At 66.9% G+C, this 26,555-nt stretch carries 14 protein-coding genes; 7 read left to right on the forward strand and 7 right to left on the reverse strand.

Going from position 1 to position 26,555, the window contains the following annotated elements; all coding sequences use genetic code 11:
- Positions 1-90 precede the first annotated feature (90 nt).
- On the reverse strand, positions 91-1,077 hold the full coding sequence (locus QF040_RS21960) for a GlxA family transcriptional regulator (RefSeq protein ID WP_429612801.1): 987 nt from the start codon (positions 1,075-1,077) through the stop codon (positions 91-93).
- Between the two features lie 94 nt (positions 1,078-1,171).
- Between QF040_RS21960 and QF040_RS21965 the strand changes: the two genes are divergently transcribed.
- From QF040_RS21965 to QF040_RS21975, 3 genes are all read left to right on the forward strand, one after another.
- Positions 1,172-1,804, forward strand: coding sequence for a cysteine hydrolase family protein (locus QF040_RS21965; protein WP_429612802.1), 633 nt, complete (start codon positions 1,172-1,174; stop codon positions 1,802-1,804).
- A 272-nt stretch (positions 1,805-2,076) separates the two neighbouring features.
- Positions 2,077-2,862 (forward strand): hypothetical protein, encoded by a 786-nt coding sequence (locus QF040_RS21970; protein WP_429612803.1) that lies wholly within the window; start codon positions 2,077-2,079, stop codon positions 2,860-2,862.
- A gap of 5 nt (positions 2,863-2,867) precedes the next feature.
- Entirely contained in the window at positions 2,868-3,737 is an 870-nt protein-coding gene (locus QF040_RS21975) for an FkbM family methyltransferase (RefSeq protein WP_429612804.1), read from the forward strand.
- Between the two features lie 245 nt (positions 3,738-3,982).
- On the opposite strand, the gene QF040_RS21980 is transcribed toward QF040_RS21975, so the two are convergent.
- From QF040_RS21980 to QF040_RS21990, 3 genes are read right to left on the reverse strand one after another with little or no spacing between them, the layout of a single operon-like run.
- A complete protein-coding gene (locus QF040_RS21980; RefSeq protein ID WP_429612805.1) occupies positions 3,983-9,466 on the reverse strand; it encodes a filamentous hemagglutinin N-terminal domain-containing protein in 5,484 nt (1,827 codons plus the stop codon).
- A gap of 2 nt (positions 9,467-9,468) precedes the next feature.
- Complete coding sequence (locus tag QF040_RS21985; protein WP_429612806.1) at positions 9,469-11,259, reverse strand: ShlB/FhaC/HecB family hemolysin secretion/activation protein; 1,791 nt, start codon at positions 11,257-11,259, stop codon at positions 9,469-9,471.
- 3 nt (positions 11,260-11,262) lie between these two features.
- A complete protein-coding gene (locus QF040_RS21990; RefSeq protein ID WP_429612807.1) occupies positions 11,263-13,311 on the reverse strand; it encodes a CHAT domain-containing protein in 2,049 nt (682 codons plus the stop codon).
- Between the two features lie 409 nt (positions 13,312-13,720).
- On the opposite strand from QF040_RS21990, the gene QF040_RS21995 reads away from it, so the two are divergent.
- The 3 genes from QF040_RS21995 to QF040_RS22005 all read left to right on the forward strand — a co-directional run bounded on the left by QF040_RS21995 (position 13,721) and on the right by QF040_RS22005 (position 20,258).
- Positions 13,721-16,555 (forward strand): type VI secretion system Vgr family protein, encoded by a 2,835-nt coding sequence (locus tag QF040_RS21995; RefSeq protein ID WP_429612808.1) that lies wholly within the window; start codon positions 13,721-13,723, stop codon positions 16,553-16,555.
- On the forward strand, positions 16,552-18,603 hold the full coding sequence (locus tag QF040_RS22000) for a phospholipase D-like domain-containing protein (RefSeq protein WP_429612809.1): 2,052 nt from the start codon (positions 16,552-16,554) through the stop codon (positions 18,601-18,603). Before QF040_RS21995 ends, QF040_RS22000 begins: the two co-directional genes overlap by 4 nt.
- 92 nt (positions 18,604-18,695) lie before the next feature.
- Entirely contained in the window at positions 18,696-20,258 is a 1,563-nt protein-coding gene (locus QF040_RS22005; RefSeq protein ID WP_429612810.1) for a DUF6396 domain-containing protein, read from the forward strand.
- Between the two features lie 21 nt (positions 20,259-20,279).
- Here QF040_RS22005 and katE read toward each other — a convergent pair whose 3' ends face one another.
- Entirely contained in the window at positions 20,280-22,475 is a 2,196-nt protein-coding gene (gene katE / locus QF040_RS22010; RefSeq protein WP_429612811.1) for a catalase HPII, read from the reverse strand.
- A 64-nt stretch (positions 22,476-22,539) separates the two neighbouring features.
- The gene (locus QF040_RS22015; RefSeq protein ID WP_429612812.1) at positions 22,540-22,689 is read right to left on the reverse strand and encodes a hypothetical protein; all 150 of its coding nucleotides are present in this window, start codon (positions 22,687-22,689) and stop codon (positions 22,540-22,542) included.
- Between the two features lie 303 nt (positions 22,690-22,992).
- Between QF040_RS22015 and QF040_RS22020 the strand changes: the two genes are divergently transcribed.
- Complete coding sequence (locus QF040_RS22020) at positions 22,993-23,811, forward strand: transglutaminase-like domain-containing protein (RefSeq protein WP_429612813.1); 819 nt, start codon at positions 22,993-22,995, stop codon at positions 23,809-23,811.
- A 139-nt stretch (positions 23,812-23,950) separates the two neighbouring features.
- Here QF040_RS22020 and ligD read toward each other — a convergent pair whose 3' ends face one another.
- Positions 23,951-26,545 carry a DNA ligase D gene (gene ligD / locus QF040_RS22025; protein WP_429612814.1) on the reverse strand — a complete coding sequence of 865 codons (2,595 nt, stop codon included), beginning with the start codon at positions 26,543-26,545 and terminating at the stop codon, positions 23,951-23,953.
- Positions 26,546-26,555 lie beyond the last annotated feature (10 nt).

Below are 26,555 nucleotides of genomic sequence, written 5' to 3' on the forward strand. Positions count from 1 at the left end.
TTCGACAAGCTCAGCCCGAACGGTGGCGCTCAGCCCGAAGGGTGGCGCTCAGCTCGAACGGCGGCGCTCAGCCCGAACGGTGGTGGCGCCTCAAGCCGCTTCTTCGGTCCGCGAGAACTGCCTGCGATACACCGTCGGCGACACCTTGAACGCCGAGGTGAAGTGCTTGCGCAGCGACACCGCGGAGCCGAAGCCCGCGCCGGTGGCCACGCGCTCGACCGGATGGTCCGTCGTCTCCAGCAACCGCTGCGCCAAGGCGAGGCGCTGGTTCTGGATCCACTGCCCCACCGTCGTGCCCGTCGATTCGCGGAAGCGCCGCGTGAAGGTGCGGCGGCTCATCAACGCGCGGCGCGCGAGCTCGTCGAGTTCGTGCGGCACATCGAGGTGCTTGCCCAGCCATTCGAGCAACGGCGCGAGCCGGTCGCGCTCCGCCGTCGCGGGCATGGGCTGCTGGATGTACTGCGCCTGCCCGCCCTGCCGGTGCGGCGCGACCACCATGCGCCGCGCCGCGCGGTTGGCCGTCTCGGCGCCGTAGCGCACGCGCAGGAGGTGCAGGCAGCAGTCGATGCCCGCGGCCGTGCCGGCGGAGGTGAGCACGTCGCCGTCGTCCACGTACAGCACCTCGGGCTGCAGGCTCACCTTCGGGTATTGCCTGGCGAACGTGGCCGCGAGGTTCCAGTGCGTGGTGGCAGGCCGGCCATCGAGCAGGCCCGCCTCGGCCAGCACGAAGGCACCGAGGCAGAGGCCCACCACCGTGGCGCCGCGCCGGTGCGCGGCCTGCAGCGCGCGGATCAACGCAGGCGGCGCGGGCCGCCCATCGTCACGCCATGAGGGCACGACCACGATCTGCGCCCGGCGGATCGCCTCCAGCCCATGCGGCACCACGAGATCGAAGCCCGCATTGGTCCGCAGCGGCCCCGGCTCCGGCGCGCACACGCGCATGCGAAAGCGCGGCGCCCCAGTCTCGGTGCGGTCTTCGCCGAACACCATGCAAGGCACGGACAGGTGAAAGGGGCTGATGCCGTCGAAGGCGACGACGGCGATGGTTTCGGTGGTCATGGTGGTTGTGCGGGCCATGGCCCGATCTTATCGATGATTGGCTATCGGGCCACTTTCGACGAACCGGCAAAGCGCGAACAATCAAGCCATACCAACCGAGAAGGAGCCAGACATGAGCAACACCCCCACACCCCGCCGCGCCCTCGTCGTGATCGACGTGCAGAACGAATACTTCGAAGGCGGCGGCCTGCCGATCGAGTACCCGCCCATCCTGGACACGCTGCCCAACGTGACCAAGGCGATGGACGCCGCCCGTGCATCCGGCGTGCCCGTCGTCGTGGTCCGCCACCACGCGCCCAAGGGCGCGCCGGTGTTCCAGGCCGACACCCACAACGGCCAATTGCACCCCGAGGTTGCGAACCGTCCGCGCGATCACCTCATCACCAAGACCTTCCCGAGCGTGTTCACCGGCACCGACTTCGCCGACTGGCTTGCTCGCCACGAAATCGACACGCTGAGCGTGGCCGGCTACATGACGCAGAACTGCGATGCATCGACGGTGTTCGAGGCGATGCACCGCGGCCTGAATGTGGAGTTCCTCGCCGACGCAAGCGGCGCACTGCCGTATGCAAACGACGCAGGCAAGGTCACGGCGGAAGAGATCCACCGCGTCTTCAGCGTCGTGTTCCACAGCAACTTCGCAGCCGTGACCTCGACCGCCGCGTGGATCGCCGCGATGCAGGAAGGCCAAGCCATCGCGAAGGACAACGTGGTCATGTCCAACCGCCGCGCGCGCGGCGTCTGAGAAGGTGTGAACGAATCCGCCATGCCCGCTCATCCCGCCCAGACACACCCGCTCGGCGTTGCAAATGCTCGCCATAGCCCGAGCTATGGCTGTGCTTTGCGCCTTGATCGGGCGCGCCTGGGCGGGCTGCTCGGGCACGCCGAATTCATTCACACCTTCTGAAGCGAGCGGGCCGAGGGCAATCCGGGAGGGCGTGCGCGCGGCGCGGGTGCTATGGTGGCCCCGCAGCCGACCGCACGATGCGTGCAGACCGCCCTCTAGGACATCCCGCCATGCCCGACCTCTCTGCCCTGAAAGACATCCGCCCTTTCGTCGCGACCCCGAGCTACGGCGGCACGATGACCAGCCTCTACGTGCGCAGCCTCCTGGGCCTGGTCAACCTGGCATGGGCACACGGGTTCCCGATGCAGACACGCTTTCTCGATGGCGACAGTCTCATCACGCGCGCCCGCAACCGCCTCGTCGCTGAGTTCATGGCCGACACCCGCTGGACGCACCTGTTCTGGATCGATGCCGACATCGGCTTCGAACCCGAGGCGGCCCTCCGGCTTCTGTGCGCGGGGCGCGACGTGGTGGCGGGCATCTACCCGCACAAGACCGACGGCTGGCCCGCGGGCGGGCTTCGCGAGCCGCTGCCGGCCGGCGCCACGCGCGAGGATTTCGAGGCGCTGCACGCCAGCTTTCCGGCCAATGCGTTCGACACTCGCCTCTCGGTGGACGCAGAGGGATTCATCGAGGTGCTGGATGCGCCCACGGGCTTCATGCTGATCGCGCGCAGCGTGTTCGAGCGTCTCGCCGCGGCTTATCCGCAACTGCGCTACACACCCGAGCGCGCCGCCGATCCCGCGACACGCGACCTTCCGCACTACCGCTTCTTCGACGTGCTCGCCGAGCCAGACAACGGCGCCTATCTGGCGGAAGACTTCGCGTTCTGCCGCCGCTGGCAGTCGATCGGGGGCCAGGTCTTCATCGATGCCCGCTCCAACCTGTCGCACCAGGGCACGCGCACCTACACAGGCCACTTCGGCCGTGCGCTGTCCGTGCGCGAAGGCCGGTGAACACGGTGACGCAGACCGCGCGCACAGACGCGGACCTGCGCGACATCCTCGCGCCGCAGCGGCTGACCGAGGTGGTCGATGTCGGGGCCAACCCGATCGACGGCGACCCGCCCTATCTCGCGATGTTGCAAGCCGGGCTGTGCCGGGTCACGGGCTTCGAGCCGCAGCTTTCGGCGCTGCATGAACTGACACAGGCGCAGGGCCCGCTCGAGCGCTACCTGCCGTGGGCGCTCGGCGACGGCGGCATGCACACGCTGCATGTCTGCGCAGCGCCGGGCATGACCAGCCTGCTCGCGCCCGATGCGCAATCGCTCGCGCTCTTCGAGGCCCTGCAGCCGCTGGCCGAGGTTCGCGAACGGATCGCGGTGCAGACGCGGCGGCTCGACGACATCGCCGAAATCGCGCATCTCGATTTCCTGAAGATCGATGTGCAGGGCAGCGAGCTCGCGGTGTTCCGCGCGGGCCGCGCCAGGCTGGCGCAAGCCGTGATGGTGCAGACCGAGGTGTCCTTCGTCACGCTCTACAAGGACCAGCCGACCCAGGGCGAGATCGACCAGGAACTGCGCAGCCAGGGCTTCGTGCCGCATTGCTTCGCCGCGGTGAAGCAGTGGCCGATCGCGCCTTGCGTTGTGGATGGCGATCCGCGCCGGCCGCTGCGCCAGCTGTTGGAGGCCGACCTGGTCTACATGCGCGACATCCGCCGCCCCGAGGCGATGGACGACGAGCAACTGCGGCATCTGGCCTTATTGGCACACCACTGCCACGGCTCCTTCGATCTCGCACTGCGCTGCCTGCTGCTGCTCGAAGAGCGCCGCGCGGTCGAGGCCGGCGCGCAGCAGCGCTACCTGCAACTGCTTGCGGCGCGCGGCGGCTGATACGGGGTTGCGTTCGAAAAGATAAAACCGTTCACGCTGAGCTTGTCGAAGGGCTGTTCGCGGTCGGCGCAAGGCTTCGACAAGCTCAGCCCGAACGGTTGTCGGGCAATTCGAACCATGCGGTGGCCATTCGCCCATGACACCGCTCGCCCTGAGCTTGTCGAAGGGCTGTTCGCGGTGGGCGCGCGGCTTCGACAAGCTCAGCCGAACGGCTCTTGTGGATTGACAAGGCGTGAGCGCCGCCGTCAGAAATCGGCGCAGCCGTTGCGCTTTTCGGTGTCTACGCAACTCGAAAGATTCGGCCGGGACCGCACGCGCGACCATTCGCGCGCCAGCACATCGCCGCCCTGCGATGCGAGGTCGCCTTCGAGCGCGCCGGTCGCAAAGCAGATCGGCGGCGGGCCGATGTTGCGGTCGTAGAGCCAGGTGGAAGGCACTTCGCGCAGCACGTCGGGCTTGGGGAAGTCGGGCAACCGGAGCACGACTGAAGGCGGCGGCGCCTCCGTCACCGTCAGATCGCCCGGCCGCACGTTGACCGCATAGCCCGCGGCGGAAGCAAAGCTGCCATCGATCGCATAGAGGCCCGGTGGGCTGTCCGGCGTTGCCGACGTGCCGGGTGCGCCGCTGAAGCTCGAGGCCGTGTCGCCCAGGATCAGTCCGGCGACGGTGTAGGTGAAGGGCGGATTGGCCTGGCCCTCGGGACGGGTCGCATTGCCGATCACCACCGTGGCCAAGGGCTGCTGCGCGTAGATGAAGTGGTTGTCGCCCGGCGACACGGTGACGGTGCACAACCCCAGGTACGCGCAGTGGTACAGGTTGGGCAGCGGGCCCGAGCCGAAGAGGCCGCCGCGCGTTTCGCCGACCCAGGTGTCGGCCCACACGCGCCACGGCGCGCCGGTGATCGTGTAGGCGCCGAGGTTCTGGAAGCGCGAGGCCGCCACGAGATCGGTGCCCCTCGTGCTGCTGACGTTGGTGCCCAGTAGCAGGTCGCCGGCGAGCGTGCGCACGAACACGGTGTCGGCCGCCATCGAGGTGGCCGACTGCACCTGCGGTGCATTGCTCGCGGCATCGAAGCCCGTGACGGACACCGACCCGAGCTGCACGGTGTCGACATCGACATAGCGGAAGGCGCCGGCCGCGCCGCCGCCCACCGTGGCGGCGCTGACGTTGTTCGGCGCCGTGTCGAGCAGCACGCTGCCGCCGGTGGAGCGCGCCATCAGCGTGCCGGCGGTGATGGGCGCGCCCGCGGCCTGCGTGATGTTGCCGGCGCTGAGCAGCCCGAGCCGCGTCGCCGTGATCGCGCCGCCGAGCTGGATGTTGCCGCCGCCACCGTTCTGCAGCGTCAATGCGGACGGCAGGGTCAGCGGCCCCACGACATCGATGTTCGCGGCATGCGCGTTGCTCCCCGCCACGATGGTGGGGGCCGTGAGGCGCCCGAACTCGGCGGCCGAGACCGCGAAGCCGGTGGCGGCCGTGCCGCCGAGGGTGATCGGCGTGGCCGTCTGGTCCGTGCCGTTGCCCGCGGCATCGACGCCGCCCGGCCGCAGGTTGATCACATTGGCGGCGCTGACCTTGCCGTCGATCACCAGCGCATCGGTGGTGCCGTCGTTGCCGGCCCGCAGCACGGTGTTGCCGCCGGCGGACACGATGACGTCCGCAAGAACGGGCGGGAACGCGCCGCCCAGCGCCGCCTGCGGGCCGACCCGCACGCCGGCGCCGTTGCCCACGGACTGGCCGCTCAGTTCGATGTCGCCGGTGCCGCTGGTCACGAGCTGCGCGCCGGTGGTCAATCGCACGCCGTCCCCGACGGTGGGGCCGCCGGCCTGGCGCAGCCCGCGCACCGTGATGTCGCCGTCGATCGAGCGCAGCGCCGACTGGTCGATGATCACGCCGTGCCCCGGCGTCGTGCCGGCGCTGGTGACGCTGTTGCCCACGCCCAGCACGGTGATGTTGCCCGTGGTGCTCGTGATCTCGGTCTGCCGGTTCGGGATGCCGGTCGCGACGAAGCGCGAGCCCAGGCGCACGCCCGATGCGCCTTCGGCTGTTCCGGTGATGTTCACGTTGCCGGTCGAGGTCGAGATGTGCACGCCGTCGACGGCGACGGCGGCGTCGCCGATGCCGCCCAGCCCGATGCTCTTGCCGACGATCGTGACCGAGCCGCCCGCGCCCGCGTCGCTGCGGCCCACGCGGGTGTCGATCTCGTTGCCGTCCAGGTGCACGCTCACGCCCTGGTTGCTGGGGTTGGCCCAGCTGCCGTTCATCACGACGTTGCCGCCGTTGGTGTAGATGTCGCCGCTGTAGCTGATCTGCCCGCCCCCGGTGGCCGTGCCGCCGTTGTTGACGTCGGCGTTGAACACCACGTTCAGCGCGCCGCCCCCGGTGGACTGGATCACCGTGCCCGCGTCGCCGCGCACGCTGCGGTTGGCATCGAGCTGGAAGGTCACCGGACCCTTGTTGGTGCTGTAGTTGATGTTGACCGCGCCCTTCGCGTTCGACATGTGGATGTCGCCGAGCAAAGGCGAGCCGGTGCTGCCGGTGCCGATCGTCACGCTGGTGCCGGCATTGAGCGCGGCATTGATGTCGCCGTCTTGGATGGTCGAGGTGGCGATCGGATCGAACGGGTTGCCGGTCAGGGAGCCGGTGGCGACGCCGCTCACGATGTCGACGTCGAACGGATCGATCAGCCACGAGCCCGCGCTGCCCACCGGCGCCGAGGCGTCGGCGCGAATGCCGGCCAGGTCGAACTGCGCGGCCGAGGTCTCGATGAAGCCGCCGTTGCCGCCCGTTGCGCCGCCGCGCGCCGAGAGGTTGCCGTAGGCGCGCAGGCTGTCGCCCGCGACCACCTTCACGCTGCCGCCGTTGCCCGAGCCGGTGGCGTTGGCTTCCAGGCTGGCGTTGGCGCCCACGGCGATCACGCCGGTGGCGGCGATGTCGATGCTGCCGCCGCCGGTGGCGCCGCTGGCATCCAGGCGCCCGACGAGCGGCACGTCGCCGAACTGCTCCGCGCCGTCGATGACGATGTTGCGGCCCCGCACCGAGATGTTGCCGCCCTTGCCGGTCTCGCTCATCACCGAGAGCAGCGCGGGCTGGGGTGGGGCCGCTAGCGCGCCCGGCTCTGGTGCCGCGGCGAGCGCGAAGGAGCCCGAGCCGAAGGTCTCCATGCGCAGCGACACGTCGGTGCCCTGCCCGTCGATGGCGATGGTGCCGCCCGAGGTGCGCAGCGGATTCGGCAGCGCTTCGTTGGCCCGCACGACGACGCCGTAGACCTGGCCGAACGGGGTCACCACGATGTTGCCGCTGTCGTCGAGCGTCGAGGTGAAGCTCTGGTTGCCGGCGCGTCCGTTCACGTCGATGCGCTGGCCCGCGCCCGCCGTGACGCTGCCGTAGATCGAGACACCCTGGCTGCTGCCGGCAAAGTCGTTCTGTGCCGCAAACACCTTGCTGGTGCGAAACCCGTCGAGGTCGGCGCCGGTGCCGTCGATGCGCACGTTGCGATCGCTCGCGATCGAGGCGGCGTCGATGAGCACCGCGGTGCTCGAACCCGCGCCGGCGGCGGGCAAGGTGTCGTTCCATGCGGCGCCGCGTCCGGTGAGCGCGATGTCGCCGGTGGCGACGACCTTGGCGCCGTCCTGCACCGCCACGCCGCTCGCCCCGAAGCCCGCCACGCCGTCGAGCGTGACACCGCCGGTGCCGGCCTGCACGGCGCTGTCGTTCGTCACGACCACGCCGCCGCTTCCCACATAGAAGCCGCCGGTGCCCGATGGGTCGGAGACCCAGCTTCGGCCCTGGCCGCGCATCGAGACCTGGCCGCTGCCGCTCGTGGTGACGGAGCTTGCGTTCAGGTAGACGCCGTCGCGCCACGAATCGGCGGGCTCGTCGGTGTGCGAGGCCGACCCGCCGATGGCGCGGCCGTTGGCCGCGTCGCTCTGGCCGAAGAAGCGCACCGAGCCGCCGTTGGCGTTGATGGTGGCGCCGTCGAGGCGAATCGAGCCTGCGTAATCGAGTTCGGTGACCGGCCCGGAGCCGCTGTTGATCTGTGCCGCGTTCTGCGCGACGCGGCCGGTCGAGTCGGCGTTGAAGTCGACGTGCAGCGCGCCGGTGCGGGCATCGATGGCCGAGCCCGTGGCCATCACGATGCTGCCGGCCGAATCGACCCTGAGCGTGGCGGTGCCGCCTTCGGACTTGATGACCTTGGCATCCGCGGCGAAGCGCACGCCCGCGTTGTCGCCGATGCTGCTGCTGGAGAGCGTCACATCGGTGCCGCGGCCGAGCGCGCCGCCGATGCCTTCCGCGCTCACGTTGGTGATCGACAACGGCGGGTAGGTGCTGTCGTAGGCCGGAATGTCGGCGGCCGAAACGACGTTGAGGTCGGATGCGGCGGTCACCGTCCACTTTCCGTTGGCGCCGCCTTGCGTGCCGCCGCCGGCATCCACCTTCGACGGGTTGATGCGCAGGAAATCGCCCGAGGTCGTGATCGCCCCGCCAGCGCCGCTGCCGGTGCCGCGCGCGCTCAGTTCGCCGAACACCTGCGCATGCGAAATGCGCTCGGGCGCGGTGAGCCCGTCCACCAGGACCTGGCCCGTTGCCGTGCCCACGTCGATGGCGCCGCCCGCGCCCGCGCCTTCGCCGGTGGCGCTGGCGCGCAGCACCGAGCCCGACGACAGCGCCACGTCGTAACCGCGCACCGCGACCGTGCCGCCGCCGGCCAGCCCGCTCGCATCGACCACCGCCTGCTGGCCTTTGTCGTTGGCCTGCAGTTGCACCTGCCCCGCCGCGATGCGGATGCTGCCGCCGCGCTCGTTGGCCGCATCGCCGGTGGCGTCGAGCGTGCCGCCGGTCATCGCGACCTGGTTGTCCCGCCCGCCGCCGAGGATGATCTCGCCGTTGCGCGTGCCGATGCTGCGCGCGCGCACCGTGCCGGTCTGGTTGACCACCAGTTCGCCCGCGGTGACCGAACTGCCGACGAGCGCCACGCGTCCGCCGTCGGCCTGGATCGTGCCGCTGTTGCTGACGGCCGCATGGGTGGCCATGGCATCGGGCGCGATCACGAGGTTGGTGAGCCCGTCGCCCACGAGATCGAGCGTGATCCTGCGGCCCGAGGCCAGCGCGACCGTGCCGTTGTCCGCGGTGATGGCGCCGGTGCTGCCGTTGCCGACCGCCGCACCCATCAACACCACCGGCCCGCCGCCGGTGGCCGTGATGCTGCCGAGGTTGCGCACCTCGGCCGAGTTGAGATCGGCGCGCTCGAAGGTGAGCTTGGTGGCGCCGTCCATGAAGCTCTTGTCGCTGGTCGTCAGCGCCAGCGCGGAGGCGATGAGGCCGCCCACGTTCACCGTCGCGCCCTGGCTGAACATCACGCCGTTGGGATTGACCAATATGACGCGCCCGTTGGCGTTGAGCGTGCCCGCGATGGTCGAGAGCTCGTTGCCGGTGACGCGATTGAGCAGCACGCTGCTGGCGCTCTGCTGCACGATGTTGACGGTGCCGCCCGCGCCGATCGAGAACGTCTGCCAACTGGCAATGCCGCGCGCGAACGGCTGGTTGATGTTCATCACGGCGCCGTTCTGGCTCATCGTGACGCCGCCGGCGATGGGAAGAAAGCCCGTGGGCAGCACCTGCGCGATGGCCGGCGAGAGGCCGGCGCACAGGAGCGCGATCGCCAGGGGGCGCAGTTGCAGGCCGCGATGGTGGCGGGGCCGTTGGCGGGAAGGATTGCTGCGTTGCTTCATGGTCAGAACGCCTTGATGAGCTGCACGTAGAGGCGCGGATTGCGCCCACCGCCGTCGGTCTGCGCCGGCGGCGTGCCGGCGCGCCAGGCGAGCGTGGCGTTGATCGAGAAATTGCCCGGCCGCGACCAGCTCACGCCCACGCCGTAGCCGCGCAGGCTGTGGCTGTTGGGGCCGTCGAAGACCGTGGGGTTGCGCACGATCTTTCCGCGTGCGGCGTCGTAGAAGAGGAAGGGCGTGAGCTCTTCGTTGAACGACCAGCGCCACTCGGCCGTGCCGATCACGCCCTGGTCCACCAGCAGTTCGCCCGAGGGGTACGCACGCACCGCGCGCGCGCCGCCGAGCGCGAGCTTTTCGGAGCCGTCGAGGTTCTTGCTCGCCCATTGGCCGCCGACCGAGAGGTACAGCGAGTGGCGCGGCACGATGGCCTGCAGCCGCGAGAGCTGGAAGGTCATCTTGGTGAAGCCGCCTTCGGTGTTGTGGCCGCCGAGGCTCTGGTCGGCCAGCCGGCTTTCCGGATCGCGGATCGACAGGTTGCCGTGGTAGAGCGTGCCGGTGCTCGCCCAGTAGCCGCCGCCGAGCACTTCGTCACGGCGCTCCCAGGTCCAGCCCATGCTGAGGCCGTGCACGCGCTTGCGCGAAGTGGTGTTGGCGATGCCGACCTCGTCGGTCAGGTCCTTGATGTCGGCGCCCAGGCGCAGGAACAGGTTCTGCTGGCGCTGGCGGATCAGCGGGTAGTTGAGCGAGAAGTCGAGCACGTTGGCGCGGCCGCGCGCCTCGTAGTCGGCGAACTGGCCGCCGAGCTCGTAGTTGACGCGCGCGAGGCCCACGCCCGCACGCAACCCGCTGGTGCCGATGGGCGCCTCGTACGCGATGCGGCCGAACTGCAGGTCGTTGCTGTCGGACACCATCAGGCGCATGTCGAGGTTGTCGCCGATGCCGAAGGGGCTGAGCCAGCGCGCGGTGCCGCCGACGCGGTAGCGCCCCGATTCCTTGGTGCCGTGGTTGTCGGCTTCGGCCGTGAAGGCCCAGCGCGGCGCGGCGGCCACTTCGACCGAGAGGTCGGTGGTGCCGGGCGACGTGCCTTCCTGCAGGCCCGACGACACCTTCACGCCCGGTTGGTCGGACAGGAGCAACATCGCGCGCTCGTAGCCTTGCGCGCTGACCGCTTCGCCGGGCTGCAGCGGCGCGAGGAAGCCGCGCACGCGCGCCTCGCTGAGCGGCGCATCGGGCGCGACGACCACGTCGACCTTGCCCAGGCGCCCTTCGATCACGCTGATCTCGACGATGCCGTCGCGCACCGTCTGCACCGGAACGATGGCCTGCGCGAGAAAGTAGCCGCGCTCCTTGTAGCGCGCGGTGATCGCCTGCGCGAGTCCTTCGAGATCGCCCAGCGTGACGTCGCGGCCGATGTAGGGTGCGGTGATCGACCGCAGCTCTGCGTTGGTCAGCGCCTTCACGCCGTTCAGTCGCAGGTCGTTGAGCTTGAACGTCGTGCCGGCGGGGCGCGGCGGTGCGGGCAGGCTTTGCGGTGCGACGGTGCCGGTCGCTTGCGCGAGCGGACGGTCGCAGGTGCCGCACGGGTCTTTGGTGGGGAGCAGTTCGGTAGCATCGCCGGCACCGTTGACCGGTGCGGCTCGCTGTTCGGCCTGCGCCACTTTCTCGGCATGCGCGCGGTCCGCCGCCATGAAGAGGACGGCCGACACCAGGGCGCCGGTGGTCCAGGCGATGGGGCGCAGTGCACTGCGTGGAGCGAGGGCGGTGGAGCGGTTGCTGCTGTTCATGGCGTTGCGCATGGATCAGCTCCCGACGGTCAAGCGCCAGTTGCCGATCAGGTTGAACGGCGCCCAGAAGAAGGGATGAGACATCTTGGGGTCCTTCAGCACGGCGAGTTGTCCGGCCTGCATGGCCTTCTGCAGGTCGCGGCCCTTGGAGAGTTCGCCGTAGAGCGTGCCCATGAGCACCGCGGTGGCGTCGTCCGACACCGGCCACAGCGAGGCGATCAGGCTGGAGCTGCCGGCCGAAAGGAACGAGCGCGTGAAGCCAAGAACCTCGTCGCCCTGCGCGATGCGCCCGAGCCCCGATTCGCAGGCCGAGAGCGTGACCAATGCGGTGCCGTCCATCGGCATGCCCAGGATCTCGTGCGCCTCGAGGAAGTTCTGCTTGCCGCCTTCGTTGGCCAGGAGGATGCGCGAGTACAGCGGATCGACCGCATCGGCCTCGGCGTGCGCGGCCACGTGCATCAGCGGCGAGCGCGCGGCCACGTCGCGGAACTGCGTCTTGGTGGCGGCCGCGCCCATGAACACGGTGTTGCGCGGGAAGAGCTGCGCGAGCTGCTTCACCTCGGTCTCGGCGCCGGGCAGGTCGTACTTGTCCTCGATGCGCGGATTGCCGAAGGCCGTGAGCGATGCGTTCACGCGCGGCGTGCGCTGCGCGAGCTGCACCGCGATGCTCATCGACGGCGCGACCGACACCGGGTGCGTCTCGATGACGTAGCGGCCGTCCAGCCGCAGCGCCTGGAACGGCAGGTAGTGCAGCGGGCCGTGCGGCACGATGACGAGGCGCTGCCCCGGCGCGAGGCCGAGCGGCCCGAGCAGCGCGGCGCCGAGCTTGTCGGCGTTGGTGATGGCGGTGCGGCGTCCGCGCACGATGGAGTTGCGGAAGGTCTCGACCAGCTCGTTGAGCTCCTCGCGCTTCACGGCCACCGTCTTCTCTTGAATCGCGCTCGGGCTCACCACCCACACCACCAGCCGGTCGGGCAGCGAATGGAACTGCACCACGCGCTCGTCGGCCGCCAGCGTGCGCTGCAGCGTGGCGAGGTCGACGGTGTTGGAAGCCTGCTCGCTGACCTTCGCGCGCCCGCGCACCGCATCGAGCAGCGCGCGCGAGCGGCTGTGCTCGCTGACCTCGAAGGCCGCGCGCGCATCGCCCGCATCGCTGTAGACCGACACGCCGCGCTCGAACACCGACTGCAGGTCGGAGAACAGGCCCATCTTGAATTCTTCGCTGCGGAACCTGGCGCGCACCTTGTCCACGCCGCCCAGCGCCTGGCCCACGGCCTCGGCCGCGGCCTGCTTCTGGCCCAGCGCGATCTCGCTGCGCGCCACACCGTCCCAGGCCCAGAGGCGGTAGTACTCGGTATCGGCCCCGACCTGCCGCGCGGTGAGCGCGCGGTACATGTCGCGCGCCTCGGCCGGCTTGTTCTCGGCCAGCAGCAGGCGGGCGCGCGTGCGGTCGAGTTGCGCGGTGAGCGGTGCGTCCTTGGGCGGCGGCATGGTGCCGAGCACTTCGCGCGCCCGCACGGCGTCACCCGATTCGATGAGCGCGTTGACCAGCGAGGCCTGCACCAGCGGCGCATAGCGCGGCGAGCTGTTGGCGAGCGCTTCGTCGTAGCTGAGCACCGCGCCGGCGAAATCGCCGCGGCGCGTGCGCACGTCGCCGATCACCTTCTGCACCGGGCCGACCACCAGCTTGGGATCGCGCGCCGGATGCTTGAGCGCTTCGCGTGCGAACTCCTCGGCTTTTTCGAGCTGGCCCGAGTAGCTGTAGACGATCGCCAGGTCGCGGTTGGCCATCGCCATGAGGTTCGGATCGCGCGTGGCGTTGGCCAGGTGCAGCGCCTTGCTCGCGGCGCGGATGCTCTGGCGGAATTCGCCCGCCTCCGCCAATGCGACGGCCTGGCTGCAGTATTGATAGCCCGAGAGCTTGACCGCGTCCTGCCCGTAGAGCACGGCGCCTTCGCTGGTCAGTGCCAGCAAGGTGTCGGTATCGGCCAGCCGCGCCTGCTCGGCCTTGCTGGCCGCGGCTTCGGCATTCGGCTGCGCCGAGACCGGGGGGCCAAAGCCCAAGAGAAGAATGCCGGCCAGACCGAGCGCGCCTGCGATTCCCGCACGACAACGTGCAGGGCGCTCCCATCCCCATCTAGAAAACCACGCCATTGGACCCCCGCACGCGGCCGGTGCACCTGCTGCTGGGTTGCAGTAACAGATGCTCGACGCCGCGGAAGTGCGCGCCGTTCAGGCCTCGTGGGGAAAGTCTAGGAGGGGGTACCTTTCGCGGCTATTCGCAATACGGTCTAGCGCAAAAGGACTACGGGCAATCGGGTATCTGTTTTCAGGTACTTGCCGACTCCTTCACATATCGCTCGGCAAATGTGGCGGCATGCGCTGGATTCATGGATGGGTGACGATTGTTCGCAATGTGAGCGGATGCGCTCTCGCAAACTGCGCGATCTCATTTCCCTCATGAAAGATCGCGATGCAGCGCACGCTCTCGATTCAGTCTCCTGCAATTCCTGTCCTGCTCGGACAGCCGACGCTGGAAGCGGTTCGGCTGTCAGGAAACGAAGGGCTCAACAGCTTGTTCGCGTACGAGTTGCTCTTGAAGACGCCCGATGCCCTGAACCTTGGCGCCAGCGGCGCGATGGACTTCGATCTGGACAGCTTCATCGGTCGCGAGATCACTTGCTCGATCCAACTCGACGGTGCGGGCCAGTTTGTTCCCGGCGTTGCCGGACAGTCCGTCGACCACATCGGCGCAGGCGTGCGCCAGATCAACGCGCTCATCACCGACGCGGAAGTCTGGGGCGAAGAGGGGCGCCATGTGCAATACAAGCTCACGCTGCGTCCCTGGCTGCACCTGGCCACCCTCACCACCGACTGCAGGATCTATCAGAACAAGGCCGTGATTCAGATCCTGGACGAGTTGCTTGCCAGCTACGACTTTCCCGTGGACAAGCGCCTGATCGAGACCTACCCGACGCGGGATTACCAGGTTCAGTTCAACGAGAGCGATTTTGAATTCTTCGAGCGCCTGACGCAATCCTGGGGAATCAGCTACTTCTTCCAGCACAGTGAAGGCAAGCACCGCCTGGTTCTCATCGACAACATGGGGGCCTACCGGAAGAACGACAGCGCTGCATACCAGCAGGTCGAGTACCACGCGCCGGGCTGGAAGGTCGATGCCGAATACGTCAGCAGCTTCGTTCCGCACCACCACCTGACCAGCGGCAGGTACGCCAGCCGCGAGTACGACTACATGCGCCCCAGGGCCGATCTAGGCCAGAGCCGCAAAGACCCGCGCTCCACCGGACAAGCCGACGGTGAGGTCTACCAGTGGCATGAAAGCAGCGCCGCCGGCAGCCACTATGCACAACCCAGGGCCGGCAGTGCCGAGGCGAACGATCCCCATGGCGAAGGCCACCAGTTGGCGCTCTTGCGCATGGAGGCGTTGCGAACCCATGGCGCCAGGGCGCGGGCCAGCGGTAATTTGCGCGGCATGGTGCCCGGCTGCTCCTTTCAATTGACCAAGCACCCGCGCCAGAAAGCCAATACCGAATACCTGCTCCTGGACACCCGCTTCCTGATCGAAGACGTCGCGCAGGACAGCCAGATCGGCGACGCGTCTCCCGGTCGTAAGCAGCAATGGAAAGTGGAGGTCGACTTCACCGCGCACCCGATGGCCGAGCCGTTGCGCCCCGTGCCCACACGACCCAAGCCGCTCACGCACGGCCCCCAGACCGCGCGGGTGGTCGGCCCTCCTGGCCAGAACATCTGGACCGACAAGTGGGGCCGCATCAAGGTGCAGTTTCCCTGGGACCGCATCGGAAACGAGGACCAGCACAGCTCCTGCTGGATACGCGTGAACCTGCACGGAGCGGGCAACCAACAGGGCAGCATCCACGTCCCGCGCATCGGCCAGGAGGTCATCGTCGACTTTGTCGGCGGGGATCCGGACTTGCCGATCTGCACGGGGCGTGCGTACAACCAGGCGAACGAGCCACCGTGGGCGTTGCCGCACCACAGTGCGCTGTCGGGCTACAGGAGCCGGGAGCTGACCGACGACGGGGGCAACAGCTCGGCGGGGCGCAGCAATCACATTGCGATGGACGACACGAAGGGGAAAATCCAGGTCCAGATCAAGAGCGACCACCAGCACAGCCAACTGAGCCTGGGGCACATCACGCGCATCGAGGACAACGCGGGGCGCAAGGACCATCGAGGCGAAGGCTTGGAACTGCGCACCGATGGTCATGGCGCCATTCGTGCCGCCCAGGGTCTTTTGATCACCACCGAGGGGCGAGCCAATGCCAGGGCTCACATCACGGCCATAGACGAAACAGCGGCGCGGCTGACAGCGGCCCACGAGCAGCACGACGGCTTGTCCGGCTCGGCGCTGCAGGCCGAGGCGCATTCCACGGGCGATCAGGATGAAGTCATTCAGTCGCTCAAGGCACAGAACGACGCGATCAAGGGCACCGCACCGGCAGGCGAAGACCGCTTCCCCGAACTGGCCGAGCCGCATCTCGTGTTGGCGAGCCCCGCAGGCATCGAAACCACCACGTCGCAGTCGACCCATATCGCCAGCGCGGAACACAACGCACTGACCAGCGGAGGCCACACCAGCATCTCAGCAGCCAAGAGCTTTCTGGTCAGCGCCAAGCAGGCGGTTCGACTCTTTGCCTACCAGGCAGGGATGAGACTGTTCGCATTCGGCGGCAACATCGACATCAAGGCGCTCAAGGAAAGCATCAACATCCTGGCCAAGCTCGATATCGTCCAGGTCGCCAACAGGATCACCATCACCGCCAAGGAGGAACTCGTGCTCAACGGTGGCGGAAGCACCATTCGCCTGAATGCTGCCGGCATTGAAGATGCCACCTCTGGAAAGCATGTGGAGCACGCCGCCGTGCACAGCATGGTCGGTCCGAAGAACACACCGACCCGGGCGGTAAGCGGCACATCGAGCTTGGACCTCAAGAAAAAGGGGACGCTGAGTTTTGTGCTGCGTTCACACGCGCAAGACGGCCGACCGCTCGGCTTCGAACCTTACACCTTGTACAGGGACGGCGCGAATGTGGCCGACGGCGTCACCGACGCCGATGGGCAAGTACTCATTGAAGACCATCAGAGCGACACAACCTCCTACAAGGTCCGGCTCGCCAATGGCAACGAATACGAATTGCCCGTCAAGGCACAGCTGAAATCCAACGACGACAGGCTTGCAGCCTCCGGCTATCGCGCGGCTCACCGCGACACGAAGAACCGGATGCAGCACTACCTATGGCACCGTGACGACGAAGGAAATTCGTGAGCGACCTGCGACCAACGAACGACACGCAACACAGATCGACCGTCCCCTTGTGCGCGGCCACAGGCACCGCCACCGGCAGCGCGCAATGGTTTCTCGAGAAGAGGGGCGAAGACGAGAAAACGCCGGTTTTTCATCACAACAATCTGCGCCTCTACATATGCGGCGAGGAGACCTTCAAACAGATCGCGGCCGACATCCGAAAAGCACAGCACAGCATCGACCTCGTCTGCTGGGGCTTCGATCCGGCGATGGAGCTCACTCGCGAGACGGCCGACCAATGGCCGAGGGGTGACACCTGGGGCGATTTGCTGCTGGGCGCTGCGCAGGGCAAGTTCAACAACGGCAAGCCGGTCAATGTGCGTCTTCTGGTGTGGTACGACTTCATCGGTAGCGCTGCGGTGAACAACATGCCTGGCTACAAGACTGAGTCTCTCGATGAACGCAGCAAACCGGGTTTGTTGTTTCCTCCATCTCCTTCCGCGCGTGATCGACGGGAGATATTCAATTCGCATTGGTACAGGGATGTTGTGGCGGGAAAGCACAACGCCCTGTCGCTGCGTACGCGCGGCGGCGTTCACGACGACGTGATGACCAGTCTGAGGAGTGAAGCGAGCATGAATGGCCTGGGCCGCATCGAGCGCCTGGGCTTCGAATACCTGGCCACTCATCATCAGAAAACCATCGTCATCGACTATGAAGGCGACAAACCCTGCGGTTATGTACTCGGCCTGAATTCGGTCACCGACTATTGGGATACCACGGTTCACAAGTTCGACGACCCCAGGCGCGGCAAGAGCTGGGAAGGTGCGAACGACGCGGAGCCCGGCCTGAAGCCGTATCAGGACTACGGCTGCCGTGTCGAGGGACAGGTGCTGGCGGCGGTATGCAAAAACTTCACCGACGCGTGGAACAAGGCCGAAGCCAACGGCAAAGGCGCGGGCAGCAATGTGAGCCGTGAATTCAATCTCAAGGCCACGCCTGCAAACTTGACCAGGAACCTGGTCGCTCCGCATCAGAGCGCGCAAATCCTGCGCACCTCGCCTGCCACCGATGGCAGCGAGAAATCCATCCACCGTCTCTACAACCATGCGATCAGCTTCGCACGCCACTACCTGTATGTAGAGAACCAGTACTTTCAACATGCGGCTTGGGTCAAGGAACTGAAGCGCTTGCGTACGGAGTACTTAGCGGGTTTCCAGAAAGGCAAGCTGGGCATGGCCGATGTGCCCAAGCTACACGTGATGGTCGTGACGCCCACGCCGGAGCGCAAGCAGATGGTTCCGCGCACGCACGACACCGTGACAGAGCTGGGGCATGGTTCGTCCATGCCCAATCAGACAAAGTTGGTGGAGGAGGAAATCGCGCGCTACGACGCCGTACAAGAGGCCCGCAGGCGCAGTCGGGATCCGCTCATGATCCCTCCGCCCCAACCGCTGTCCAGCATCGCCCAAGCCTACAAGGACGCGGGCGGCGGCAAGGACGACGAGATGGCGCGCAAAGCGCTCGAGGGCCAGTTCGCCATGCGCTCGCTGGTGGCGAGCCTGTGGACCTTCGATACGAACTGGCAAACCACCCAGAGAGATAGGCTGGCCAAACTCGACGGATGGAAGAAGTCGGCGAACTACGACCCGAACTCCCCCGGCTACGCCGGGGGCATCAACTACATCAAGGATCTGGAGAACCAGTTGCTCAAGGCGCGTTATCGCGAGATCTACATCCACAGCAAGCTGATGGTCATCGACGACAGCATGTTCACGCTGGGCAGCGCGAACTTGAACTTGCGCAGCTTTGCGGTGGACAGCGAGATCAATATCGCGAGCGACGATCCGGTCACTGCCAAGAATCTGCGCGAACGGGTGTGGGGGCAGCACACCGACGGGAAGTTCGCGGGCGGGGTGGCGACGGATCAGACGGTGATGGCTGAGACATTCAAAAACTGGAAAGAAGACGCCAGCACGAACCTCCAGAAGAAGGCTCGAGGTGCAACTCCATCCTGTTTCCTTATCGCATTCCACGACGAACGCACCAGCAACATCCGGTTGGGTTGATCACCTTGAAGCTATTCCGTCTTTGCAACATCTCTTATCCGCGTGCGGCATGGACTGCGCTACTGGTTCTCTTCACTTTGACCTCCTGTGCTATGAATGATCTGCCCCGCAATATGAATCTGAAGGCTTTCAAGCCGCACCGGGCTGATTTCGCCTGCTTGCACGAAGCGTCCAAGCTGCCTCCGATCACGAACGAATCGGAAATGCTGTTCCAGCGAGGTATGGCGATGACCAGCAATGAACTCTGGCCAAACCAGCGCGACTATAAGAAGGCGGCACAGCTCTGGGAGCAGGCTGCGGCCATGGGGCATTGGAAAGCCGCAATGAATCTCGCGGGCTTGCATGAGCGTGGCCTGGGTATGCAGCGTGATACCGAACGAGCGGTGCTGATCGTCGAAGGATTGATGAAGCAGGGCGTGCCTGGTGCCTTCGACAAGATGGGTACATACCATCAGAGCGGCATCGGCGTCAAACAAGACATTGACCGTGCCTACGGGTTCTGGCAATTGGCGGCAGACATGGGGAGTCCTTCAGCGCAGACATATATCGGCAACAAGCTGGATGCCGCCTATGACGATGCGCAAATGGGTATCTGGGGCAACCGCAAGGTGGGACTGAAAATGCTGGAGTGTGGATTCGCACAAGGGTATGGCGAGGCCGCGTACAGGCTCGGGCAAACGCTGATGATCGACAAGGATTACGCCCGAGCGCTGCTGATCTATCACGAGGGCGTCAAATTCGGCAGCGTGGATGCTGCCAATGGCTTGTCTTCTTATTTCACGCGAGTTACCCCTCTTACAGGTAATCTGATTGATCGAACGCGTGCCGAGCGCTACGGCCTTTTAGGCGATGCCCTCGAACTCAACCCCGACCTGCGCTTCCCCAATCTCGACAAAGTCCTGCCCCTGCCACCAGCCTCACTGCCCTTCTGGGACGGCAAACGCGAGACGTTGATCGATGCGGCCAAAGCGGTCATCGTCAAGCAGCCAACACCGGCCACGCCGGGCGCGAACCGTACCGGTCGTACCCACATCCCTCAGGGCTATGTGTTGACCGGCAACATCGCGCCACCGCCCGACGAAAACGCCTACGACAACCACGGCAGGCCTTGGAGCCTCAAGGCCAGGCAGCACGCCCATTTCACCGGCTACTGGCTGCCTCAGATCGATGTGATCCGGGGTGACTGGCAAGCCAACTGGAACGCGGCACAGGTGCCGTGGAATTTCAACCTCGGCGAGCCGCTACCCAATCTGGCGGAACAGGTTCCACCCGGCTATGGCGCGGTGTCCTGGCACTACAAGGGACTGCCGGTGCAGCAGGCTGCATCGAGCCATCCATACGTCGCACAGGGCATTGCGCGATATGTGCCGGTACCTGAAGCGCCCCGCAGTTGCAGTGGAACCGTTCTTTGTCCGCAGACCGGTATCTGGTCGGCACGCCTGAAGAGGGAGCACCCGCATTACGCGGTATTCCATGAGCAGTGGCAGCAAACCTACATCGAGCAGGGCCACCCCTTCCCGGTGCCAACCACGCTGCACGAAGCGGGAGGACTCACCGTGGCCGAGAGGGACATCCGGTGGCATTGGATCGGTGATGCCAATCGGCAGGATGCCTCGGGCCACGTGCATGTGACGCTGGCCATCATCGACAGTTAGCGCCGTTCGCCTCTACAACATTTACGCTGGCACCGCCTCGATATTCGCCCGGTCCCAATGCCGATGCTTCGCAATCGCCGCAACGAAGTCCTGCGCGATCTGCTGGGCCGCCGTGGTGTCGCCCAGGTTGGTGACAGGCGTCGCGGCCACGACGACGCCTGCGGGCGCATCGCCCTCCGCGCCGATGCCCAGCGACGCGAGCAGCTTCACGCCCTCGCCCACCGTGCAGATCGCCTTGCAGTGCTTGTAGGCCTCCAGGACGAAGTGCACCGCATCGCCGGTGGCCGACATCGTGGCCGCGCTGTCGGCGCCGGCCGGCACCAGCACCGCATCGAACATCACCGAGGGGGTGTTCGAGAAGGTCATCTCCACATCGATCTGGCGCTTCGATGCGCTGGCCACGGTGCCCAGGCGCGGACCGACGATCTTGCATTGCGCGCCCGCTTGTTCGAGCGCTTCGCGGATCGGCTTGAGCGAAGCCGAATCGATGCCGTCGGCCACGAGGATCGCGATCTTGCGCGTGCGGATCGAGCCGTCGCCGGTGTCCGCCATGCTGAGCGCGGGCGACTCGTCGATGGGCAGGGCGATGCGGTGATCGCGAAAGCCCGCGCGTCCCGCCGCCGCCTTGGCATCGGGCTCGCCGATGCCCAGCGGCTCGGCCACGCGGCGCGCGAGCTTCTCGTCCACGTGCGCGAGGTTGTCGACCATGCGCTGCCGGATCGCCGGCACCTCGAGCTTGGAAAGCTCGAAGCGGAAGGCCGCGATGATGTGTTCCTTCTCGGCCACGCTCTGGCTGTTGAAGAACAGGCGCGCCTGCGTGAAGTGGTCGTCGAACGACGCGCTGCGGCGGCGCACCTTGGGCGCATCGATTTCTTCGGGGAACGACTGGAAGCCGTTGCTGCCGCCATCGACGCGGAACTCGGTGCCGCTGCCCAGCGTGTTGGGCTCGTAGGCCACCTGGCCGCGCGCGATGGTCTGGCGGTGCATGCCGTCGCGCTGGAAGTTGTGGAACGGGCACACGCCCTTGTTGATCGGCAGCTCGTGGAAGTTCGCGCCGCCCAGCCGCGAGATCTGCGTGTCGGTGTACGAGAACAAGCGCCCCTGCAGCAGCGGGTCGTTGCTGAAGTCGATGCCGGGCACCACGTGGCCGGGATGGAAAGCCACCTGCTCGGTCTCGGCGAAGAAGTTGTCCGGGTTGCGGTCGAGCACCAGCTTGCCGATGCGCTGCACGGGCACCATTTCTTCGGGAATCAGCTTGGTGGGGTCGAGCAGATCGAAGCCGAGCGAGTGCTCCTTGTCGGCCGGAATGACCTGCACGCCGAGCTCCCATTCGGGAAAGTCGCCGTTCTCGATGGCTTCCCACAAGTCGCGGCGGTGGAAGTCGGCGTCCTTGCCGGCGATCTTCTGTGCCTCGTCCCACACCAGGCCGTGGATGCCGAGCTTGGGCTTCCAGTGGAACTTCACGAAGTGGCTCTCGCCGTGGCTGTTGACGAAACGGAAGGTGTGAACGCCGAAGCCTTCCATCATCCGGTAGCTGCGCGGAATGGCCCGGTCGCTCATGGCCCACATCAGCATGTGGGTGCTCTCGGGCATGAGCGAGGCGAAGTCCCAGAAGGTGTCGTGCGCGCTCGCGGCCTGCGGCATCGCGTGGTGCGGCTCGGGCTTGACGGCGTGGATGAGGTCGGGAAACTTCATCGCGTCCTGGATGAAGAACACCGGGATGTTGTTGCCCACGAGGTCGTAGTTGCCTTCGCGGGTGTAGAACTTGACCGCGAAGCCGCGCACATCGCGCACCGTATCGGCCGATCCGCGTTCGCCGGCCACGGTCGAGAAGCGCACGAAAACGGGCGTCTTCACGTCCGGGTCCTGCAGGAAGTCGGCCGAGGTGAACTGCGACATCGACTTGTAGACCTGAAAGTAGCCGTGCGCCGCCGAACCCCGGGCATGCACCGCGCGCTCGGGAATGCGCTCGTGGTCGAAGTGGGTGATCTTCTCGCGGAGGATGAAGTCTTCTAAGAGCGTGGGTCCCCGCACGCCCGCCTTCAGCGAGTTGTGGTTGTCCGGGATCTGCAGCCCCTGGTTGGTGGTCAGGTGCGCGGGATGCTCGGTGGTGAAGCCATCGAGCTGCAGCTGCTTGGTGTTGCGGCCATCACCGGACTTGGCGGTCTTGGTGGCATTGGCGCGGCGACCTGCGGCGGCTTTGTTCTGTGGCGTCATCGGGGACCTGGAATCTTTCATGGAAAAACGGGAGAAGAAAAAAAGGCGCCTGGCCCCGGGGTCGTCAGCCCATTTCGTTGCTGTCGAGGAACATGTCGAGCACGTTCACCACCGCGACCAGGCAGATGCAGCCGGCGACCGCGGCAACGGCCCACACCAGGATTTCGTCGCCCCACGCACCGGTGAGCGAATCGAACAGGGTTGCGAACTCCATGATTTCCCTCCAAGGAATCGATCTGTACAGATCTGGAAGGTTATGTTTTGCACCGTCTGTTACCCGTAGTGGCGCCCCGCCCTCGCATGTGGGAGGGCGCGCGCCCCGGGGGTAGGAGCGCGACTACACGTTCCTCGGCGCCTCGCGGCGGCCTACGAGGGTTTGCGGGATGTGGCGCGCGGCTTCCTCCCCCCGGTCGCATAGCATGGGCCGAAGACGGCACCGATCGTGCTTGTCGTGTTCTCGGCGTCTCTTGCGCACCGGTCGCCTCACCGGTTGGTTCATCCAGGGAAGAAATCCAAAATGCAGATCAGGATCGGCTACGACATCCAGCTGGGCGTCACCGCCCCCACCGCGCTGATCTACATGCTGCAGGTGCACCCTTCGCGCGCCGCCGACATCCAGGGCAGCGAGCACATCACCATCAGTCCGCCGCTGGTCACCGACCATTACCGCGACAGCTTCGACAACCACTGCGCGCGCGTGCATGTGCCCCTGGGCGTGAGCAGCGTGCGGCTGCGCAACACGGCGACCGTGTTCGACACCGGCGCGCCCGATCCGGTCGACCTCGGGGCCATCGAGCACGCGCCGGCCGACCTGCCGGTGGGCACATTGCCTTTCGTGCTGCCCAGCCGCTATTGCGAGGTCGACAGCGAACTGCTGCAGTTCGCCTGGGCCAACTTCGCGAACCTGGCCCCGGGCTGGAGCCGCGTGCAGGCGATCTGCAACTTCGTGCATGGCCACCTGCGCTTCGACTACCAGAACGCCCGCGCCACACGCACCGCACTCGAGGGCTTTCGCGAGGGCACGGGCGTGTGCCGCGACTTCGCGCACCTGGCAATCACGCTGTGCCGCTGCATGAACATCCCGGCGCGCTATGTCACTGGCTACCTGGGGGACATCGGCATTCCGCCGGTGCGCTATCCGATGGACTTCAGCGCATGGTTCGAGGTGTACCTGGGCGATCGCTGGCACACCTTCGATGCGCGCCACAACACGCCGCGCATCGGCCGCATCGTGATGGCGCGGGGGCGCGACGCGGCGGACGTGCCGATCACGATGGTGTTCGGCGCGAACACGCTGGAGCGCTTCGATGTGACGACGGAGGAAGTGCTGCAGTAGGCGGTTCGGTATTCGCTCCTTCCCCTTCCGGGGGAAGGCTGGGATGGGGGCAGGCCTTCAATGAGGCGCCGTGCTGTTGTGCAGGCCGTCGTGCCCCCACCCCAACCCTCCCCCGGAAGGGGAGGGAGAAAAACGGGCACTACCGCGGCTTGTAGTCGAGCATCTTCATCGCCGCCGCGATGCCTTTCCGACTGCGCTCCATCGCCGCCCACGGCTTGTTGCCGGTGGCGAGGCGCTCGGCCACGTTGGCGATGGTCCATTGCGCGGCGCCGGTCAGGGCGGGCAACTCCTCCCACGCCACCGGCACCGACACGCCCAGCCCCGGGCGCGACCGCGCCGACCACGCGCTGACCGTGGTTGCGCCGAAGCCGTTGCGCAGGTAATCGACGAACACCTTCCCCACGCGGTTGCGCGGCCCGCTCTTGGCGACGAAGCGTTCCGGAATCGTCTTCGCCAAGTGCACCACCACGGCCTGCGAGAACCCCTTGACCTCGTCCCAGCCGTATTGCCGGCGGATCGGCACCACCACGTGCATGCCCTTGCCGCCGCTGGTCTTCAGGAACGACGGCAGGCCCAGTTCGTCGAGCAGCGTGCGCACCAGCAGCGTCGCTTCCTGGATCTGCGGCCAGTCCACGCCTTCGCCGGGGTCCAGGTCGAAGGTCATGCGGTCGGGCCGGTCGATGGCGCGCGAGGTGGCGTTCCAGGTGTGCAGTTCGATGACGTTCATCTGCGCGGCGCCGATGAGCCCGGTCTTGCTGTCGATCTGCAGCAGCGGCTCGTGGCCCGGATCGAGCGCGGGGTCCAGCAGGTTGACGCCGGGTATCTCGCGGTTCTGGATGTGCTTCTGGAAGAACAGCTCGCCGCCCACGCCGTCGGGCGCGCGCACCAGCGACACCGGCCGCCCGCGCAGGTGCGGCAGCATGAGCGTGCCCACCGCGTCGTAGTAGGCGGCGAGTTCGCCCTTGGTGATGCCGCTCTTCGCATCGATCACGCGGTCGGCGTGGGTGATCTTCAGCGCCATGGGTTTCCTTGCTCCTTGCTTCTTCGCGGCTGTGTCGGTTGATGTGTCGGCTGATGCCTCGGGCGATGTCTCGGGAGGCGCCGCCCGTTCGCGCACGATGCCGCGCGCGGGCTTGTCGGTGCGCAGCCCCTGGAACACCGCCTGGCGCACGCGGTCTTCGCGCGTCCATTCGCCGAAGGAGACTTCGGCCACCAGCGTGGGCTTGACCCATTGCGCCTTCGCATTCGCGCCGTCCGGCGTGGGCGTGAAGGGGCAGTCGTCGGTGGCCAGCTTGTCCAGCCGCGCCTTGATGTCGGCGAGGCGATCCGCGTTGAATCCGGTGCCCACGTTGCCGCAATAGCGCAGCCGCCCCTTGTCGTCGTGCACGCCCAGCAGCAGCGCACCGAACCCCGAGCGCGAACCCTTGGGCGCGGTGTAGCCGCCGATCACGAACTCCTGGCGTTGCTGGTTCTTGAGCTTGATCCAGTCGGCCGAGCGGCGCGACACATACGGCGAGCCCTTCCGCTTGCCGACGATGCCCTCGAAGCCGATGCGCGCGGACGACGCGAGCAGGTCGCGCGGCGACGCATCGAAGGCCTCGCTCAAGTGCAGCGGCGCCGGCGGCCGCTTGCCGAGCAGGCGGGCCAGGTGCGCGCGCCGCGCTTCGACCGGTTCGTCGCGCAGGTCCTGCCCGTCGAGAAAGGGCGCATCGAACAGCCAGTAGACGATGGATAAAGTCGCGCCGCGGTCGAAGGCGTTCTGCAGCGCCTGGAAATCGGGCGCGCCGTTGCCCCCTTCCACGGTGATCTCGCCGTCGAGCCAGGCCGAATCGGTGGGCAGCTTCGCGAGGGCCTTGGCGATGACGGGCAGCTTGTCGGTCCAGTCATGGCCGTTGCGGGTGAAGCAGCGCACCTTGCCCTTGTCGATGCGCGCGAGCAGGCGGTAGCCGTCGAACTTGAGTTCGTAGAGCCAGTCGTCGGGCGATGACGGAGGCGAAGCGGCGAGGGTCGCGAGTTGCGGTTGAAAGGTGGCGGGCAAGGCGGTCTTCTTCTTGACCTCCTTCCTTGCCGCTTTCTTCTCGGGCTTCTTCGCCGCGGCCTTTTTGGCGGGCGCCGCTTTCTTCGGCGGACTGTCCACCTCGTCCACGCCGCGGCCGGTCAGCACGCTTGCGGGCTGGTCTTCGAGCACGTCGTAGTCGGCAAGATCGCGCGCCGCGTCGTCGCGCTCCTTGATGAGCAGCCACGGCTCTTGCTTCTCGTCGCCCTTGCCGCGCATGCGCACCAGCGTCCAGTGGCCCTTGAGCTTTTCGCCGCGCAGCTCGAACTTGAGCTTGCCGGCCGCGAGCGCCTTGCGCGCCTCGGCTTCGCCGCCCCCCTCCGGCAGCCAGTCGCCTCGGTCCCACACGATGACGGTGCCGGCGCCGTATTGCTTCGGCGGAATGGTGCCCTCGAAGTCCGCATACGAAATCGGATGGTCCTCGACATGCACCGCCATGCGCTTGACCGTCGGATCGAGGCACGGGCCCTTCGGCACCGCCCAGCTCTTGAGCGTGCCGTCGAGTTCGAGCCGGAAGTCGTAGTGCAGGCGGCTCGCGTGGTGCTTCTGGATGACGAAGGAGAGCACGCCCTGCCCCGTGCGGCCGCCCTCCTTGGGCTCCGGCGTGCGCGAGAAATCGCGCTTGCCGTGGTAGCGGGAAAGCGCCTTGCGCGCGGTCGATGCGGTGCGGGTTCCCATGGCGAAGGCA

The sequence above is a fragment of the Variovorax sp. W2I14 genome, from assembly GCF_050435205.1.
Classification (GTDB): domain Bacteria; phylum Pseudomonadota; class Gammaproteobacteria; order Burkholderiales; family Burkholderiaceae_C; genus Variovorax; species Variovorax paradoxus_C.